The sequence below is a fragment of the Saonia flava genome, assembly GCF_011927795.1.
GTDB lineage: Bacteria > Bacteroidota > Bacteroidia > Flavobacteriales > Flavobacteriaceae > Saonia > Saonia flava.
In genome coordinates this window covers 199,373-216,541 of record NZ_JAATJJ010000001.1, presented here as the reverse complement: position 1 = coordinate 216,541, position 17,169 = coordinate 199,373, and the positions used below count along the sequence as shown (strand labels likewise).

General features: G+C 38.2%; 18 protein-coding genes. 13 read left to right on the top strand and 5 right to left on the bottom strand.

Going from position 1 to position 17,169, the window contains the following annotated elements; all coding sequences use genetic code 11:
- Nucleotides 1-4 precede the first annotated feature (4 nt).
- The 6 genes from GGR42_RS01020 to GGR42_RS00995 all read left to right on the top strand — a co-directional run bounded on the left by GGR42_RS01020 (nt 5) and on the right by GGR42_RS00995 (nt 5,147).
- Nucleotides 5-955, top strand: coding sequence for a D-2-hydroxyacid dehydrogenase (locus GGR42_RS01020; protein ID WP_167959963.1), 951 nt, complete (start codon nt 5-7; stop codon nt 953-955).
- A 73-nt stretch (nt 956-1,028) separates the two neighbouring features.
- On the top strand, nt 1,029-1,664 hold the full coding sequence (locus GGR42_RS01015; RefSeq protein WP_167959961.1) for a DUF937 domain-containing protein: 636 nt from the start codon (nt 1,029-1,031) through the stop codon (nt 1,662-1,664).
- A 65-nt stretch (nt 1,665-1,729) separates the two neighbouring features.
- Nucleotides 1,730-2,176, top strand: a complete 447-nt coding sequence (locus GGR42_RS01010) for a DUF6146 family protein (protein WP_167959959.1) — start codon at nt 1,730-1,732, stop codon at nt 2,174-2,176.
- Between the two features lie 29 nt (nt 2,177-2,205).
- Nucleotides 2,206-2,505 carry a DUF6787 family protein gene (locus GGR42_RS01005; protein WP_167959957.1) on the top strand — a complete coding sequence of 100 codons (300 nt, stop codon included), beginning with the start codon at nt 2,206-2,208 and terminating at the stop codon, nt 2,503-2,505.
- Between the two features lie 3 nt (nt 2,506-2,508).
- Nucleotides 2,509-2,838, top strand: a complete 330-nt coding sequence (locus GGR42_RS01000) for a hypothetical protein (RefSeq protein ID WP_167959955.1) — start codon at nt 2,509-2,511, stop codon at nt 2,836-2,838.
- A 41-nt stretch (nt 2,839-2,879) separates the two neighbouring features.
- Nucleotides 2,880-5,147 (top strand): TonB-dependent receptor, encoded by a 2,268-nt coding sequence (locus GGR42_RS00995; protein WP_167959953.1) that lies wholly within the window; start codon nt 2,880-2,882, stop codon nt 5,145-5,147.
- A 45-nt stretch (nt 5,148-5,192) separates the two neighbouring features.
- Here the strand turns inward: GGR42_RS00995 and GGR42_RS00990 are convergent, their stop codons facing one another.
- On the bottom strand, nt 5,193-5,501 hold the full coding sequence (locus tag GGR42_RS00990) for a hypothetical protein (RefSeq protein WP_167959951.1): 309 nt from the start codon (nt 5,499-5,501) through the stop codon (nt 5,193-5,195).
- Between the two features lie 55 nt (nt 5,502-5,556).
- Nucleotides 5,557-6,153, bottom strand: a complete 597-nt coding sequence (gene folE / locus GGR42_RS00985; RefSeq protein WP_167959950.1) for a GTP cyclohydrolase I FolE — start codon at nt 6,151-6,153, stop codon at nt 5,557-5,559.
- Between the two features lie 121 nt (nt 6,154-6,274).
- Here folE and GGR42_RS00980 point away from each other — a divergent pair, with 121 nt between their 5' ends.
- Genes GGR42_RS00980 through GGR42_RS00970 form a run of 3 tightly spaced genes read left to right on the top strand, consistent with a single transcriptional unit; the run spans nt 6,275 to nt 8,254 of the window.
- Complete coding sequence (locus GGR42_RS00980; protein WP_167959948.1) at nt 6,275-6,937, top strand: ABC transporter ATP-binding protein; 663 nt, start codon at nt 6,275-6,277, stop codon at nt 6,935-6,937.
- A 1-nt stretch (nt 6,938) separates the two neighbouring features.
- Nucleotides 6,939-7,493: a CPBP family intramembrane glutamic endopeptidase gene (locus GGR42_RS00975; RefSeq protein WP_167959946.1), complete on the top strand. Its 555-nt coding sequence runs from the start codon at nt 6,939-6,941 to the stop codon at nt 7,491-7,493.
- The gene (locus tag GGR42_RS00970; RefSeq protein ID WP_167959944.1) at nt 7,490-8,254 is read left to right on the top strand and encodes a TIGR02757 family protein; all 765 of its coding nucleotides are present in this window, start codon (nt 7,490-7,492) and stop codon (nt 8,252-8,254) included. The genes GGR42_RS00975 and GGR42_RS00970 overlap by 4 nt, the downstream gene beginning before the upstream one ends.
- Here the strand turns inward: GGR42_RS00970 and GGR42_RS00965 are convergent.
- The 3 genes from GGR42_RS00965 to GGR42_RS00955 all read right to left on the bottom strand — a co-directional run bounded on the left by GGR42_RS00965 (nt 8,251) and on the right by GGR42_RS00955 (nt 13,057).
- Nucleotides 8,251-10,074, bottom strand: a complete 1,824-nt coding sequence (locus GGR42_RS00965; RefSeq protein ID WP_167959942.1) for a cytochrome-c peroxidase — start codon at nt 10,072-10,074, stop codon at nt 8,251-8,253. The two genes, GGR42_RS00970 and GGR42_RS00965, sit on opposite strands and share 4 nt — an antisense overlap.
- Nucleotides 10,075-10,151: 77 nt before the next feature.
- Nucleotides 10,152-11,768, bottom strand: a complete 1,617-nt coding sequence (locus GGR42_RS00960) for a PhoX family protein (protein ID WP_167959940.1) — start codon at nt 11,766-11,768, stop codon at nt 10,152-10,154.
- 152 nt (nt 11,769-11,920) lie between these two features.
- Entirely contained in the window at nt 11,921-13,057 is a 1,137-nt protein-coding gene (locus tag GGR42_RS00955) for a Gfo/Idh/MocA family protein (protein ID WP_167959938.1), read from the bottom strand.
- Nucleotides 13,058-13,253: 196 nt separating this feature from the next.
- On the opposite strand from GGR42_RS00955, the gene GGR42_RS00950 reads away from it, so the two are divergent.
- The 4 genes from GGR42_RS00950 to GGR42_RS00935 all read left to right on the top strand — a co-directional run bounded on the left by GGR42_RS00950 (nt 13,254) and on the right by GGR42_RS00935 (nt 17,018).
- Nucleotides 13,254-14,747: a S10 family peptidase gene (locus GGR42_RS00950; protein ID WP_167959936.1), complete on the top strand. Its 1,494-nt coding sequence runs from the start codon at nt 13,254-13,256 to the stop codon at nt 14,745-14,747.
- A 439-nt stretch (nt 14,748-15,186) separates the two neighbouring features.
- Nucleotides 15,187-15,471: a GIY-YIG nuclease family protein gene (locus tag GGR42_RS00945; RefSeq protein WP_167959934.1), complete on the top strand. Its 285-nt coding sequence runs from the start codon at nt 15,187-15,189 to the stop codon at nt 15,469-15,471.
- A 227-nt stretch (nt 15,472-15,698) separates the two neighbouring features.
- Nucleotides 15,699-15,983, top strand: coding sequence for a GIY-YIG nuclease family protein (locus GGR42_RS00940; protein ID WP_167959934.1), 285 nt, complete (start codon nt 15,699-15,701; stop codon nt 15,981-15,983).
- Nucleotides 15,984-16,430: 447 nt separating this feature from the next.
- Nucleotides 16,431-17,018 (top strand): hypothetical protein, encoded by a 588-nt coding sequence (locus GGR42_RS00935; RefSeq protein WP_245201367.1) that lies wholly within the window; start codon nt 16,431-16,433, stop codon nt 17,016-17,018.
- Nucleotides 17,019-17,169 lie beyond the last annotated feature (151 nt).

Sequence of the window (17,169 nt, the reverse complement as noted above, 5' to 3'; positions counted from 1 at the left end):
TTATATGAAAGTATTAGCAAACGACGGAATAGCCCAATCTGGTATAGCTGCTTTGGAAAATGGAGGGTTTAGTGTTATCACCACCAAAGTTGCCCAAGAACAATTGGTGAGTTATATCAATAAAAATGAAATTGATGCTCTTCTTGTCCGTAGTGCCACAAAAGTTAGAAAAGATATAATAGACAACTGCCCTACCCTAAAGCTTATTGGCCGAGGAGGAGTGGGCATGGACAATATAGATGTTGACTATGCAATAGAAAAAGGGCTTCAAGTCATTAACACCCCTGGAGCCTCATCTGAATCTGTGGCAGAATTGGTGTTTGCCCATTTGTTTGGTGGAGTCCGTTATTTGTATGATTCCAATAGAATTATGCCTTTGGATGGTGACAGTAAATTTAAGGCGTTAAAAAAGGCATATGCCAAAGGTATAGAATTGAGAGGAAAAACATTAGGGGTAATTGGTTTTGGTCGCATCGGCCAGGCAACGGCTAAAATTGCCCTTGGCGTGGGAATGAAGGTTATTTACTTTGATCCCTTTTTGGAGGAAACTACTATAGAAGTTCCCTTTTTTGATGGACAGTTAGTTTCTTTTCCATTGGAAAGCTCATCAAAAGATGAAGTTCTAAAGATGTCAGATTTTATTACCGTACACGTGCCCGCCCAGAAAGAGTATGTTATTGGAAAAAAGGAATTTGAATCTATGAAAGATGGTGTTGGTATAATCAATGCCGCTCGTGGAGGTGTATTGGACGAAGTAGCTTTGGTAGATGCTCTAGATCAAAATAAGGTATCCTTTGCGGCACTGGATGTATATGAATCTGAACCAAATCCTGAAATAAAAATTTTAATGCATCCACAAATTTCATTAACCCCTCATATAGGTGCCGCTACAAAAGAAGCACAAGAAAGAATTGGCATAGAACTTGCTAATAAAATCATAACTCTATTGAAGTAATTATTTAGGTTAAATACATATTACAATGAGTTATTTTTAATACATTACGAAACATTAACTAATTAAATATAAAATGTCAGGATTATTAGATTTACTAAGTAGCCCAATGGGCAAACAATTAATTCAAGGTGTAGCAGGTCAAACTGGACAACCAGAAAATAAGACGGCCGATGTATTGAGCATGGCCATGCCCCTTTTAATGGGAGCAATGAAAAGAAATGCCTCGTCTCCACAGGGAGCTGAGGGTTTAATGAATGCCCTTTCTTCTAAGCATGATGGTAGTATTTTGGACAATCTAGGTGGATTGTTTGGAGGTGGTGTAGATCAATCTGTTATGGATGATGGTGCCGGAATTTTGGGTCATGTATTTGGAAACAAGCAGGTAAATGTGGAAAATGCATTAAGCCAAAAATCTGGTTTGGATGCAGGTTCAATTGCCAATATTCTTAAAATAGCTGCTCCTATAGTAATGGGGTTTTTGGGAAGACAAAAAGCACAGAGCAATGTTAGTGATGCCAATGGTTTAAATACTTTATTGGGAAGTGTTCTTGGTGGACAGCCTCAGGAAAACCAAAGCCTTATTGAAAGATTGATTGATGCTGATGGTGATGGAAGTGTTTTGGATGATGTTGCCGGAATGGTACTCGGAGGAAACAAAAAGAAAGGCGGTCTTGGAGGTCTTCTAGGAGGACTTTTTGGAGGAAGATAAATTCTTTTAACATATATTAAGAAGCCATTTGAACAATCAAATGGCTTTTTTTGTATCTTCTTATCATGAAAACAATCAAATCAATATCTTTCTTGCTCTTATTGGCTTTTTTAAGCTGTAAAAGCACCAATAAATCTGTAATTGTCTCTGACCAGGAAAAAGCAATTTTTGATCAGGAAGAAGGGGATGATTTAACGATTGGGAACGAGGAGACTGAATATGAAATAACCATAATAGACCCTGGGTTCTATACGTGGTTGCAAAGCATAGCAAGGCCAGAAGGTTACTACTCACAATCTTTTCTTGAGAATAGAAATATTATTTTTGTACAGGAATGGAATAGACGAGTTTTACAGCCCAGCAGGTTTGATCCAAACTTGTATGAGTTGCAAATAAATTACGAACCCAATATTGATTATGGATACGAGGTGAATTACCAATTATATAATTATTTCATATACTTTCAACGCAAATACAATCAGAGACTCGGCCCTTTTATTCCTAGAATTTAAGCGGTATATTTGTGTTGACAAACTAGTTAATGGAGAAGTTAAAGCAACGTTGGGGAATTAAATCAAATTTTCAAATTATTATTATTTTTATTGTCTTCGCGGTCACTGGTTCCACAGCTGCAAAATTGGCGGCCCCATTGACTGAATTCATTGGTTTGGAAAGGGAGACATCCAATGCATGGGTTTATTGGATAGCTCGTATTTTATTGATTTTTCCTATCTACCAAGTTTTATTGGTTGCTTTTGGATGGTTATTTGGGCAATTTCAATTTTTTTGGAATTTTGAAAAGAAAATGCTCGCTCGCCTCGGATTAAAAAGGTTTTTATAGAGAATGAATCGTGTAAAGAAAATTTTAGCTTCTGTACTGGTACTCCTTTTGACTGGGGCTTTATTCTTACCCTCTGTTATCAAAATTTCACATGCTCTTTTTGAGCATCAGGAAATAGAATGTAAAAATCTTGGCACCATACATTTGCATGAATCTGAGCTTGATTGTGATTTTCACAAATTCAATTTAACCCCAGAATTTTATCCAGAATTACAGGAATATTCAATCCTTCCTCCAAGAATAATAAAAGAGGAAATCAACGATAAGTATACTTTTCTAAGTAAATATCAAAAACTACATTTTTCCTTAAGAGGGCCTCCATCACTTTCATAACTATATAGAAAGAAAATCTTTTTTTAATTTAAATTTTAGTTATGAGTAAACTATTTTATTCATTGTTTTTTGCAATGATGTTTTTACCTATTATTTTTTGTTATTCACAAAATACATTGACCGGTACTATTTTAGATACATATAGTAAAGAGCCTCTAGAGCAAGTTGCTGTATATTTTCCACAATTGGAAAAAGGAGTGGTCACAAACGAAGAAGGAAAATATTCCTTTGGCGATTTGCCTGTTGGAACGTACAATCTGGTGATATCCTATTTGGGGTATCAAACCTATTCCAAACCTATTTTAATTGATACGGGCGCCAATGTTTTGGATATTCAATTGTACCCAAGCGCCATTGAAATGGAAGAAGTTATTTTATCCACTCCCTTTCACAAGCTCCAAAGCGAAAATGTTATGAAGGTAGAAACTGTAAAAGCTGCAGACCTTAAAACTTTGGGGTCCACAACTTTGGCGCAAGGAATAACCTCAATTCCAGGTGTGGAAAGTGTATCCACAGGTATGGGTATAGGAAAGCCCGTTATTCGAGGCTTAAGCTCCAACAGGGTATTGGTGTACAGTCAAGGGGTTCGTTTAGAAAACCAACAGTTTGGAGATGAGCATGGTCTAGGTATAAATGATGCTGGAATTGAGAGTATCGAAGTCATAAAAGGTCCAGCTTCCCTACTCTATGGTTCGGATGCATTGGGCGGTGTTCTTTATATAAATCCTGAGAAATTTACCTCACCCAAGAACACAGAAGGAGATTTAAGTATGGATTATTATACCAACACGGAAGGGGTAAGTACAAATGCAGGTTTTAAAACTTCCAGTGATTCTTTTAAGTTTTTGGTTCGTGGTAGTTTAGCATCCCATGTGGATTACAATACAGGTGATGATTCCAGAGTTACCAATACAAGGTTTAAGGAATATGACATTAAAACAGGGGTGGGGTACCAAGTTTCCAATTTTAAAACGGAACTGCGCTATAACTTTAATAATTCCGATTTGGGTATTCCTGAGGAAGTTGGCGAGCAAACCAAAGAACGTACTCCGGACATGCCCTATCAAGAAATAGGGAATCATATTCTAAGTTCTAAAAGTAGTTTGTTCTTTAACAATTCTAGTTTGGAAGCCACGATTGGCTATACTTTTAATAATAGGAAAGAATTTGAAGAGCACCATGAAGAAGAGGAAGAGGAAGGTGAAGTACACCATGAAGAAGAAGGTCCAGCATTGCATATGGAACTGTCTACTTTAAGCTATAACCTACTTTATCATTTGCCCAAGTTTGGGAATTGGGAAACCATTGTTGGAGTTCAGGGAATGCACCAGAAAAACAAAAATTTTGGTGAGGAACTATTAATCCCTGATGCCGTTACAAATGACATGGGTATTCTTGTAACCTCCCATTTACATCTAAACAATAGCGATGTTCAATTTGGATTGCGGTATGACCATAGATCTATTGATGGTGATGAAATGGGCTTGGAAACAGAAGAAGGCTATATTCCTGAACTAAGCAATACGTATAAAAGTTTCAATGCGGCCCTTGGTTATAAATTCAACCTTGGCAAGAACCTTATCACAAGAATTAACCTTGCTTCTGGATTTAGGGCTCCCAATTTAGCAGAACTCACCTCCAATGGCTCTCATGAAGGAACCAATAGATATGAGGTTGGTAATCCTGACCTTAACAATGAAAAGAATGTTCAAACAGATATTGGTCTGGAATATAAGGCGGAACACATAGAATTTTTTATTAATGGCTTCTATAACAACATACAGGATTTTATTTTTATTGAACCCAATGGTGAATTTATTAATGAAGACGCTGTATTTGCATACAATCAACAAGATGCAAAACTATATGGTGGAGAAATTGGGTTTCACTTACACCCGCATCCTTTAGATTGGTTGCACGTACAAAGTAGTTATGAAATGGTTATTGGACAATTGGACAATGAGGAATATCTGCCTTTGATTCCCGCAAATAAATTGAACAACACCTTAAGAATTGAGTTCAGCTCCAAAAACGAAGGTTGTTTTAATAATGGATATGCTTTTATCGCCTTAAACTCTGTTTTCAATCAAAACAACACAAGTGCCTTTGAGAGTGAAACAGAGGGCTACAATCTATTAAATTTAGGGTTGGGCGGTGAATTAACTCTTTTCAATCAAAAAATGAATGTCCGTATTAGTGGCAATAATATTTTTGATACAAATTATATATCGCACTTATCCAGACTAAAAACTGATGGAATATCCAATATTGGTAGAAACATCAATATTGGTATAAGCGTGCCTTTATAAACTAGTAAAATGAAACATCCATCCATACGATGGGTGTTTCATTTTTTAATCTACATCAATGATTTTTCCTTTTTTGCTTTTACTTCCTTTAAAAATATAGGTGTACAACCACATAATTGTAAAAGAAGGAATTATATCCAATCCGGGAATCAATTCCTCAACAAAGGTGACAAGCCCAGCTGCTTGTCCTATTTTTCCCTTGTACATTCTGGTCATTAACCAAGCAGCCAAAGGTGCCCATATAATATCGGAAAACTCTCCTATTCCCGGTATTGCAAAGGACAGCATTCCAAGGGCATCAAAAAGCAACCCCAAAAAAAGGTTCCGTATTTTTTTATCTTTTAGTTTAGACATGTTTCTAATTTAAATATTCTATTGCAAGGAAACAATAAAGATGCCAAAATAAGGATTACGATAAATTGGAACTCACCAATTTTAAAAACTCGTTTCTAGTTTCAATTTTTTCAAATTGTCCTCTAAATCCAGATGTGGTGGTCACTGAATTTTGTTTTTGTACACCTCGCATCATCATGCACATGTGGGAAGCCTCAATTACTACCGCTACTCCTTTGGGTTTAAGGGTATCATTTAAGCATTCCAATATATCATGTGTCAATCGTTCTTGCACTTGCAACCTTCTGGCAAAAACATCAACAACACGGGGTATTTTGCTTAATCCAACAATATGGCCATTGGGAATGTAGGCAACATGGGCCTTTCCAAAAAAAGGCAACATATGGTGCTCACAAAGGGAATACAGTTCAATATCTTTAATAATGACCATGTCGTCATAACTTTCTGCAAACATGGCTCCTTTTAATATTTCTACAGGGTCTTGGTCATATCCTTGCGTTAAAAATTGCATTGCTTTGGCCGCTCTCTCTGGTGTCTTTACCAAGCCTTCCCTGGAAGTGTCCTCTCCTATTTCATCAATGATTTTAGAATAGCGCTCTTTTACCTCATTGGTCACCTCAATATTATATTCTTCTAAATTTCTATATGACATGTATTGTAGTATTTGTTCTTGAAAAATGACAAGAAATCAAAAATACACATTAAAGTACTTATATCATTAATTTTTGCCATGTCTGTACTTATGTTTACTTTCATCCAGAAATTATAATTTAATGATACAGGCCAGTAATATTCAAAAATATTATGGGGAGCTCCAAGTACTAAAGGGAGTTGATTTACAAATAAAAAAAGGAGAAGTGGTATCCATTGTGGGTGCTTCTGGAGCAGGCAAAACCACTTTGTTGCAAATTTTGGGAACTTTGGATGTACAATCCAACAAGCAGGATAGTACACTAATGATCAATGATATTGATGTGGTAAATTTATCTGATAAAGCTTTGGCCAAGTTTAGAAATGAACATATTGGCTTTATTTTTCAGTTCCATCAATTGTTACCAGAATTTACTGCTTTGGAGAATGTTTGCATTCCTGCCTTTATTAAGAAAACTCCACGTGCGGAAGCAGAGAAGAAAGCAAAGGAGCTTCTTGATTTTTTGGGATTGTCCTCTAGATATGACCATAAGCCGAATGCTCTTTCGGGAGGGGAACAACAACGGGTTGCCGTTGCCAGAGCATTAATAAATAACCCTTCCATTATTTTTGCCGATGAACCAAGTGGAAATTTAGATTCGGAAAGTGCCGATAACCTGCACCAACTTTTCTTTAAGTTAAGGGATGAATTTGGACAAACTTTCGTTATTGTGACCCATAATGGGGAGCTTGCCAATATGGCCGATAGGAAACTAACCATGGTGGACGGACTTATAACCAGTTGATATGCTGAAAAAAATTTGGGGTTTTGTAAAAAACCCTGTTTACGCTAATTATTCAAAAGGTTCATCTAGGTATAAGAACAGAATATTTTTTTCTTCCCTTTTTTGGTGTCTGGCAATTGGTATTGTCTTAACGATGTGTACAGGTTTAATAACGCATTTTTTCAGTATGGAACTGGGAGAGCATGCCACTGAAGAACTTTTTGATAAATCCATTTTTCTAATCTTTATTTTGGTAAGCATTGCGGCTCCCGTTATTGAGGAAACCTTGTTTAGGGGCCCTTTGGTTTTCTTTAAAAATTCTCCTTATTTTAAATATGCTTTTTATATTTCTGCCATCCTATTTGGGGTGATTCACATTTCTAATTTTGAATTTAACCCGCAGGTACTGTTGCTTGCTCCATTATTGGTGGCCCCACAAATTGTAATTGGTGTTTTTTTAGGGTATATACGTGTTAAGCTAGGACTTCTTTGGTCCATTCTACTGCATGCAGCCTATAATACCGTATTGTTTCTTCCTATGCTTTTTGCAAGGCTTTTAGACATTCCCATAGAATGAACAAAACTGAATTAAAAGAATTTTTGGATGCCAAAGTGGTCCAGTACAACAATCCAAAATTTTTGGAAAGTGACCCATTACAGATACCCCATTTGTTCACAAAAAAGGAGGATGTGGAAATCAGTGCTTTTTTAACGGCGACCATTGCTTGGGGAAATAGAAAGAGCATCATTAACAATGCACAAAGTTTAATGCAACTACTGGACAATGCTCCCTATGATTTTGTGTTGAAGCATACTAAAAATGATTTAGAATCTTTTAATGGTTTTGTCCATAGAACCTTCAATGCTGAGGATTTAAAATACTTCATCAAAAGCCTTAGGAACATTTATGAAAGCCATGGTGGACTAGAACAGGTATTTGCATCCCATGGCGAAACAAGATCCATGCAGAATGCCATTTCCCTATTCAAAAAGACTTTTTTTGAAATTCCGCACCCAACAAGAACCACAAAGCATGTTTCTGACCCAAACAAAGGCTCTGCCGCAAAACGCATCAATATGTTTTTACGATGGATGGTTCGTGATAATTTAACAGGTGTGGATTTTGGCTTATGGAAAAAAATCCAACCAAGCCAACTATCATGCCCATTGGACGTTCACTCCGGAAACGTAGCCAGAAAATTGGGATTGCTAAAACGCAAACAGAACGATGCCAAAGCCTTGGCGGAATTGGACACCAACCTTCGTCTTTTAGACCCAAACGACCCTGTTAAGTATGACTTTGCCCTATTCGGATTGGGAGTGTTCGAGAAATTTTAGATTTGCTCGTATTCCTTATCCGTTAACGTCTTCATAAAAGAAATAATAGATCTAATTTCTTTCTTGCTCAATTCCAATGAATCCGGTGGCAGTGTTTGGTAAGGAACATCCAGTCCCATTCCTTGACCTCCACCTTTGTTGTAAAAATCCATTACCTCTTCTAAAGTCCCAAAAGCCCCATTGTGCATATAGGGTCCTGTTACCTCAATATTTCTAACGGTAGATGTCTTAAAAAAATGACGTTTCTCTTCCACTTCATATGGATGGTAAAGACCTGGGTCGTCATCCAAAATAGGGTGTTCAAAATCAGTGTTTTTGGTTAAACCTAGATTTTCAAATTCCGTTTCATCATATTTTGGAGGAACGGTTCCAAAAAACGCAGGAGGAAAATGACAAGTAGCACAAGCCGCTTTACCCATAAATAGGTTAAAGCCCAATATCTCTTCCTTGGTCAAGGATTCTTCCAAGCCTTGCATATTACGGTCAAATTTAGAATCAAAAGGCGTTAAACTTCTTATGTAGGTCGCTATGGCGTTTCTAACATTCATATTGGTTATTTCCCCATCATACAACTTGTTAAATGGTTCTATATAATCAGGATTCGTCCTTATTTTTTCCTCTATGGCCTTTAAATCCATATGGAATTCGTTTTCGTTGTTCACAACGGATACAATTTGGCCCTCTAGGCCATCTCCCCTACCATCATAGAAGAATGTTTTTTGATAAACGGCATAGGCAAGTGTTGGAGTATTCCGTTGCAAATCCTTCCCATCATTGCCCATTGCTTTTCTACGACCATCTGTAAATGCCCTTTCACGAATATGACAAGTGGCACAGCTAATGGTTCCCGTGCGGGAAAGTCCCTTATCATTAAAAAGTGTTCGCCCCAACTCTACCCTTTCTTCCGAAATTGATGGAGAACCCTGCAAGGAGAACATTTTCATATTGAAAAAATTTTTGGAAAATAAGTTAATGGCTTTGGGATCTAGTGCCCTGGATTTGTTTAACTCAATTCCCCAATCGGAAGCTGTGGCATCTACCAGTGCTAATTGGGTGTTGGTATGGTCTTTTATGAAACCGTACCTGTCAAAGCTATCAAATTCCTGATTTTTGAATGTTTTTATGGTTTTATTGATTTCATTGGTCCACTCATCGTATAGAGTTTTGTCTTTAAATTCACTTTTATAAAAACTTAAAACTTCTTGAATGGATTCATAGTTATAAATGGCTTCGATTAGGGAATTGGCCAACATAGGGGAGTCAAAGCCCGTAATTCCCTTAGTCGCTATATTTACAATGGCATCCCTGATCATTTTTAAATGATGACGGTCCCTTTGTGTGTAGAGAATGTGATTTTTTCTAATATATGGGATTCTAACCTTTAAATATTCCAAGACCAAATGAAGATCTTTTTGGAATATTTCTTCCGTGGAATACAAAAGCTCTTCCAATACCTGATAACTTTTTGGCTTTATTTTTTTAATGTCCGTAAAATCCTCCATTTCCACTTTTAATAAATTGGGAGCATTCAGAGAAAGGTAATTTTCATAATCATATGCAATCAACATGGGTTCTGCACGTTTGTACCACTCCCTACTTTTTAGAAAATACTTTTTGTTTATTTCCAATGTATTTGCTGTGTCCAGTTTTTGAATGAAGTATGCAGCACTATCCAAGGTTTTAAAATAATACTGCCGAATGTCCTCATTGAACATGGATTCTGTATTGGCACTAATTGTCTTTGGTTTTTCGTGCTCTCTACAGGAGGCTATGACCAATGAAAAAAGAAGGATGAGAGAAATATATTTTAAGGCATTCATATGTGTTGATGGAATTTTAAGCAAAAAGGCTCCCATCCAGAAATGGGAACCTTTTAATGTTAAACTTACTTACAAAACTATCTTGGAAGACCAGTGAGTTTGAACAAGAAGGAACCTTCCATTGTTGCAGAACCTTCATCAATAGCTGTGGGGTCTACAAAAAGTTTTCCATCCGCCCTTTGTGCTGTAGCAGGGTTAGTGCCAGGTCTCCACCCATGAACCTGTGCGCCACCTATAAAAGTAGGCTCAGAAGCACCAATGATATCAGTAACATCAATTAAACCTGTTATTTCCCACATACTGTCAGTATTACCTATATCCATTCCTGATGCAACAGTTTGGTTACATTCCAGAACCTCTACAAAAGTACCTGTGTTTAAATCCAATTGCCAAAGCTTGGCATAACCCGTAATCTCTGGGTTAAGATCAGCATAACCATTGGGATCTTCTTGAATGTAGGCATAATTCGAAGTGACCAAGATATTATCAGGAGAATGCATGCCATCACCCTTTCCACCTTCTAAATCGCCATCTACAACAACTGTTAATTTGGCATCAGCAGTAGGATCAGTTGGGTCAAGTACCAACTTGTAAACACGGCCAAAACCTGTACCCCTATTGTTTAAATCAGGATTATCTGAACGAATTCTACCAGTTGCATTAAAATATACTTCACGGTTAGCTTCTGCAGAACCTCTTCTCCAATCAATATCTTCAATTCTTTGGAAACCAATAGCCAATGAATCGATTGCTTCTTGGTTTAATTCGTCAATTGTTCTTTCTGTCACTTTTACCCATTCTACATCGTATTCAATATCTTCGGCCATTCCCATTTCAAATAATTGACCCCCACCGCCAATAGCGGTTTCGGTTGGGTTCTTACCTCTAAGTACATAGAGATCACCACCGTATAAATCACCCAATGTGCCAACGTACATTCCGAAGTGAGCTTGTGGATATATATTATCACTATGGTCATCCCCCATGAAAACGACAGTCTGTCCTGGAAATGCATCTTTACCAATAGCTACAGCATTCTCCGTTGACCACTCACCAAGAGCGGGAAGTCTATCAGCTTCTACCCTATCATCAGAAGAACGGAAAGGATTTACTTTGAAAACGCCTTTGGCATTTCCTCCCCATTCCCCTCCAGAAAGATAAAGAGGTCCAAAACCATGTTCTTCAACATTGATAGAAGAACCTGAACACATTGCAGTAAAAGCGGTTGCGGTAGAGTTTACAATATAATCACCCTCCATCGGTTGTAGATCTGCATTCATTCTAATTCTGGCAATTGAATAATCTGCCTCTAGGTTATTGATAAAAGCAAACGTACCAGAACCGTCATTGTATGGATATAGAGCTGCACCATCCATATATGATCCGTATACAAAAGTGGTGTCCGTTGGTAAAATGTCTGCAGATGTTAGAATCATTTGCAGTTCCGCAGTTCCGGAAAAACCACCTTTTAATTCAAACACATCATTAGAAACAATGGAGCCAGTAAGTGGATCCATTTCAGCTACGGTTAGGTCCGCACCATCCTCGCCATCTACCCCATCCACACCGTCAACTCCGTCAACTCCATCAATACCGTCACGGCCATCTACACCGTCCTCAGCATCACAACTTATAAAAATGGTTCCCATAACGGAAAAGCACAGTACACTCAATAATAATTTTTTAGAAATCATCTTTCAAATAGTTTTTAGGTTCTTATTAGTATCCCAAAACTACCTGAACAACCTTATGATTTCATTAACTGAATATATTGATTGAATTAATCTTGAATTAACTCAGTGTTAAGATGTAAAATAAATGTTAGGCTAATGTGATAAATAGAAAACTATTCTCCAAATCCAAAACCAGGCTCAAAATTCAAGGCCACTTTTCTATTGCCCTCCGCTATGGACTTTACTATGGCTTCCATGATCATTACATCCCTGAGTCCCATTTCTCCTGGAGCTCTGTGGGGTGCTCCTGTCAATACATGTTGGGCAAAATCATCCATTTGTAATTTTTGCTGACTTTCATGTGGGAATTCTATGATTCCCTTGGATGTTTCCCCTTTTAAAGGGCCATATCCCGTTGCGGGATCAAGTCCATACCACCCATCAGAACAATTGGCAAGAAATTTATTACTACTAATGTTATGGGAGGTCATTATGTTTCCAATGGCTCCGCTAGGGAATTCAAATTGTGCCGTTATGGTCTCGTCTGTATCCTTAAAATATTCTGGTCGGGTACTGAATTCCTGTGCGGTCACCGAAATAGGATTTTCACCCGTACCATAAATTACGGCTTGTATGGCATACACCCCCATATTTCCCAAGGCGCCGCTTCCGGATAGCTTTTTGTTCAATCTCCATTGGTCCGGATTACTGGCAGAATGGTACCCTGCTTCAGCCGAAATATATCGTACATCCCCGAACGTTTTTTCTCTAACGTATTTCTGAATTTCTTGGGTATAGGGCTCCGATTGTAATCTATATCCCATTCCCAATTTTACACCAGCCTTATCACAGGCATCAATAATGGCATTACATTCCTCGGCATTTATGGCCATTGGTTTTTCACAGACCACATGTTTGCCCGCTTTTGCGGCCCTAATGCAGAATTCTGCATGCATGGAGTTTGGCAGTACCACATACACGATATCAATATCTGGATTTTTGGCAATGTCATCAAAATTATCATAGTTATAGACATTCTCTTTTGGAATGCCATATTTGTCCATCCAAATTTTCTCTTTGTCCGGGGTTCCTGTCACAATACCCGCTAAATAACAATGTTGTGCGTCCTGTAATGCTGGGGCCAATTGGTGGGTACTATAAGAACCCAATCCCACAAGGGCGTACCCCAATTTCTTTTTTTGTCTTGAGGCTCCCATGGCACAAGCCAAGGGCATACTTCCCAAGACGGAGGCCGCTGCCACTCCCCTTGTCATTTTTGAATTAAAATCTCTTCGATTGATTTTTTCCATGGTTATAGTTTTTCAAGGTTGGTTTTACTATTTACTTCCTAAAGTACATAAAATTAGGAAACTAGACTTTTTAAATAACAGGGTTTACTGTTAAGAATATCTTAATATAAATCTTTCCCCTAAAATGAAAAAGTATTGGGTGTTTACTCTCATTCTAAATTCCTACTTTTAAGTTTAAATCAAAAACCGACTAATTATGACAAAAAAACTACACCTACCTATTCTTTTCTTTTTAGGTTTCAGTATCTCCGGTTTCTCACAGAGCAGAACCATTCCGGTAGACACTACCGTCACCACCCAGCACAGTGTAACCGTTAATGGAACCACTTTTTCTTATACTGCGGCCACTGGCACCCAACCTGTGTGGGATGAGTTGGGCAAACCCATAGCTACCCTTCACTATACCTACTATACAAGAAATAGCATAAAAGACAGAGCCGCAAGACCCCTTTTGATCTCTTTTAATGGCGGACCCGGTTCTGGGAGTGTATGGATGCACTTGGCCTACACGGGACCAAGAATTCTTAAGATTGATGACGAGGGCTATCCTGTACAGCCCTATGGTATAAAAGAAAATCCCTACTCTGTATTGGACGTTGCGGATATTGTCTATGTAAATCCTGCCAATACGGGCTATTCCCGTACTATTCCAGAAACTGGGGATGAAGTGGACCGTAAAAAATTCTTTGGTATCAATGCCGATATTAAATACCTAGCGGAATGGCTCAACACTTTTGTTACCAGAAACAACCGTTGGAGGTCCCCAAAATATATCATTGGGGAAAGTTATGGTGGCCCTCGCGTAATGGGTCTCTCCCTAGCTTTGCAAAACAATCAATGGATGTACCTCAATGGGGTGATTCTGGTTTCCCCGGCAGATTATAAAATCATTAGAAATACAGGTCCGGTAGCAGAGGCCATTAACCTTCCCTATTATACTGCGGCTGCTTGGCACCATAAAGCATTGCCGTCCGCATTGCAACAAAAGGACCTTTTGGAAATTCTTCCAGAATCCGAAGAGTATACCATAAATACCTTGATTCCTGCTTTGGCCAAAGGTGGATTTATTGGGGAAACCGAAAAAAATTCGGTGGCCGAAAAAATGGCGTACTACTCCGGCCTGTCCAAACAAGAAATTCTGGACCAAAACTTAAGTGTGCCCACTCAGTACTTTTGGAAAAACTTGCTTAAGGACAAAGGTGGATACAATGTGGGTAGGTTAGACTCTAGGTACTTGGGTATAGACAAACAATTGGCAGGGATGAGGCCAGATTATAGTGCGGAACTAACCTCATGGTTACATAGCTTTACCCCGGCCATTAATTATTATCTACAGGAAGAACTTAATTTTAAGACAGATATAAAGTATAATATGTTTGGGCCTGTGCATCCATGGGACAATTCCGATGAAAATACCCGTGAGAACTTGCGCCAGGCCATGGCCCAGAACCCATATTTAAATGTATTGGTACAATCGGGTTATTATGATGGGGCAACTACCTATATCAATGCCAAATACCTTATGTGGCAAGTAGACCCAAGTGGAAGAATGAAAGACCGTTTTAGTTTTAAGGGCTATAGAAGCGGACATATGATGTACTTGCGCAAAGAAGACCTAAAAACGGCCAATGAGGACATACGGGATTTTATAAAACGCACATTATCCAATGGAAAAAGTGCTAAATATTGATTGAACAGAGGTGTCTTCGATACAATTGCTTTGCAACCACTCAGGCACCAAAATGCAATTGGTCATTGAGTGATTCTTGAAGAGAATTGTACCGAAATGACGGAAACAACAATAGAGGTGTCTTCGATACAGTTGCTTTGCAACCACTCGGACACCTAAATAAAACGGGGCATTGAGTGATTCTCAAAGAGAATTGTACCGAAATGACCGGAAACAAAAACAGAGGTGTCTTCGATACAGTTGCTTTGCAACCACTCAGACACCAAAATGCAATTGGTCATTGAGTGATTCTCAAAGAGAATCGTACCGAAATGATCGGAAACAACAACAGAGGTGTCTTCGATACAGTGGCTTTGCAACCACTCAGACACTAAAATGCAATTGGTCATTGAGTGATTCTCAAAGAGAATCGTAGCGAAATGACAGGAATTAAATAATAATGAAAGGATTTGTTTACATTCTAGAATGTTCTGATGGTAGCTACTATACCGGTAGCACCAAAGATTTAGAACTGAGAGTAAAACAACATCAAAATGGAGAAGGTGCAAATCATACTAAGAAAAGGCTACCTGTGAAATTAGTTTATGCAGAAGAACATCAAAGAATAGATGAAGCTTTTTATAGGGAAAAACAAATTCAGGGTTGGAGTAGAAGAAAAAAAGAGGCATTAATTACTAATGAGCAGAATATATTACCGAAACTATCTAAAAAAATCTTCGATTAACTGTTTGGAGAAGGTGTCTTCGATACAGTTGCTTTGCAACCACTCAGACACCCAAATACAACGGGTCATTGAGTGATTCTTGAAGAGAATCGTACCGAAATGACCGGAAACAACAATAGAGGTGTCTTCGATACAGTTGCTTTGCAACTACTAAGACACCAAAATGCAATTGGTCATTGAGTGATTCTTGAAGAGAATTGTACCGAAATGACAGGAATTAAATAATAATGAAAGGATTTGTTTACATTCTAGAATGTTCTGATGGTAGCTACTATACCGGTAGCACCAAAGATTTAGAACTGAGAGTAAAACAACATCAAAATGGAGAAGGTGCAAATCATACTAAGAAAAGGCTACCTGTGAAATTAGTTTATGCAGAAGAACATCAAAGAATAGATGAAGCTTTTTATAGGGAAAAACAAATTCAGGGTTGGAGTAGAAGAAAAAAAGAGGCATTAATTACTAATGAGCAGAATATATTACCGAAACTATCTAAAAAAATCTTCGATTAACTGTTTGGAGAAGGTGCCTTCGATACAGTTGCTTTGCAACCACTCAGACACCTCTATGCTTTCGCCATCTATCCTTCAGAGAAGAACCCCAAACATTAAACCCATCGTTTATAACTTTATGCCCATCTGAGTGGTTTAGGGAAGGTTTTCAAGAAATCGCTGTAAATCCAATGGAAGTACGTTTCACAAAGCGAAAAAGAGTATGCAATATGGATTTAGCAGCAGTTTTATTCAGGAAGTGAATAAAAATTTCCCAGAAACCTTCTTGAGTTTTTGCTTCGTTTTGGGTCAAGCCAAAATGAAGAAAAGGACAGAAAATAATTGTTTCCAAATTCATGTTGTCCGTTCGAGCCTAACCATACCTGCAGGCAAGCAGAGTCGAGAACAACCTCAAAACAAGTACATTTTTCATCTAAAATCCCTACATTTAAGTTCAAATCAAAAAACATGATAGTACAAAGAACAATCACCACCCTTCCCCTTCTATTTATCTGTATGATCCTCACTGCCCAGGACATCCCATCCAAGGAGTGGCAAATAAAAACAGCTGTGATGGCCGCCCCAGCGGAATATAGGGAAGGCGCCAAAGTGTATGGCTATGATGAAAGTGGCAATTTTGTAACGCTTCGGGAAGGTAACAATACCTATATCTGTTTGGCAGACGACCCAAAGAATGAAAACTTCTCCACGGCGGCCTACCATAAGGATTTGGACGAATTTATGGCTCGTGGAAGAGAACTAAAAGCAAGCGGAATGGAGTTCCAAGAAATTTTTGACAAACGGGAAGAAGAGGTAAAAGCGGGGACCCTAAAAATGCCGGACAAAGCCACTTTGTGTGTCTTTTCTGGAACTGTGGATACAGAAACTTTGGAAATTAAAGACCCTTATGTACGCTATGTGTTTTATATGCCCTTTGCCACAGGGGAATCTACGGGTCTGCCTACTACTCCAACACCCCCTGGCCATGCGTGGTTAATGAACCCGGGCACCCATAGGGCGCATATTATGATTACGCCACCGAAGGAGGAGAATTGACAAGGTATTTACATTTTAGAGAAGGTTTAAAAGTTTTTTGGTAAAAAGTAATCCTTGGCCTACATAACTCAGAAAAACATCTTAAATTGGTTATGCCAAGCGTTAAGTTTAAAATAAAGCATTTCAAATTAAAGTACCCCCACACCAAGAA

Bases quoted from the DNA above. Each gene is read 5' to 3' on its own strand.
- GGR42_RS00955 (WP_167959938.1), bottom strand. From the start codon at position 13,057: ATGGAAAAAATCAATCGAAGAGATTTTAATTCAAAAATGACAAGGGGA.
- GGR42_RS00950 (WP_167959936.1), top strand. From the start codon at position 13,254: ATGACAAAAAAACTACACCTACCTATTCTTTTCTTTTTAGGTTTCAGT.
- GGR42_RS00995 (WP_167959953.1), top strand. From the start codon at position 2,880: ATGAGTAAACTATTTTATTCATTGTTTTTTGCAATGATGTTTTTACCT.
- GGR42_RS00970 (WP_167959944.1), top strand. From the start codon at position 7,490: ATGAACAAAACTGAATTAAAAGAATTTTTGGATGCCAAAGTGGTCCAG.
- GGR42_RS00960 (WP_167959940.1), bottom strand. From the start codon at position 11,768: ATGATTTCTAAAAAATTATTATTGAGTGTACTGTGCTTTTCCGTTATG.
- GGR42_RS00940 (WP_167959934.1), top strand. From the start codon at position 15,699: ATGAAAGGATTTGTTTACATTCTAGAATGTTCTGATGGTAGCTACTAT.
- GGR42_RS01005 (WP_167959957.1), top strand. From the start codon at position 2,206: ATGGAGAAGTTAAAGCAACGTTGGGGAATTAAATCAAATTTTCAAATT.
- GGR42_RS00980 (WP_167959948.1), top strand. From the start codon at position 6,275: ATGATACAGGCCAGTAATATTCAAAAATATTATGGGGAGCTCCAAGTA.
- GGR42_RS00990 (WP_167959951.1), bottom strand. From the start codon at position 5,501: ATGTCTAAACTAAAAGATAAAAAAATACGGAACCTTTTTTTGGGGTTG.
- GGR42_RS01000 (WP_167959955.1), top strand. From the start codon at position 2,509: ATGAATCGTGTAAAGAAAATTTTAGCTTCTGTACTGGTACTCCTTTTG.
- GGR42_RS00945 (WP_167959934.1), top strand. From the start codon at position 15,187: ATGAAAGGATTTGTTTACATTCTAGAATGTTCTGATGGTAGCTACTAT.
- GGR42_RS01015 (WP_167959961.1), top strand. From the start codon at position 1,029: ATGTCAGGATTATTAGATTTACTAAGTAGCCCAATGGGCAAACAATTA.
- GGR42_RS00975 (WP_167959946.1), top strand. From the start codon at position 6,939: ATGCTGAAAAAAATTTGGGGTTTTGTAAAAAACCCTGTTTACGCTAAT.
- folE (WP_167959950.1), bottom strand. From the start codon at position 6,153: ATGTCATATAGAAATTTAGAAGAATATAATATTGAGGTGACCAATGAG.
- GGR42_RS00965 (WP_167959942.1), bottom strand. From the start codon at position 10,074: ATGAATGCCTTAAAATATATTTCTCTCATCCTTCTTTTTTCATTGGTC.
- GGR42_RS01020 (WP_167959963.1), top strand. From the start codon at position 5: ATGAAAGTATTAGCAAACGACGGAATAGCCCAATCTGGTATAGCTGCT.
- GGR42_RS01010 (WP_167959959.1), top strand. From the start codon at position 1,730: ATGAAAACAATCAAATCAATATCTTTCTTGCTCTTATTGGCTTTTTTA.
- GGR42_RS00935 (WP_245201367.1), top strand. From the start codon at position 16,431: ATGATAGTACAAAGAACAATCACCACCCTTCCCCTTCTATTTATCTGT.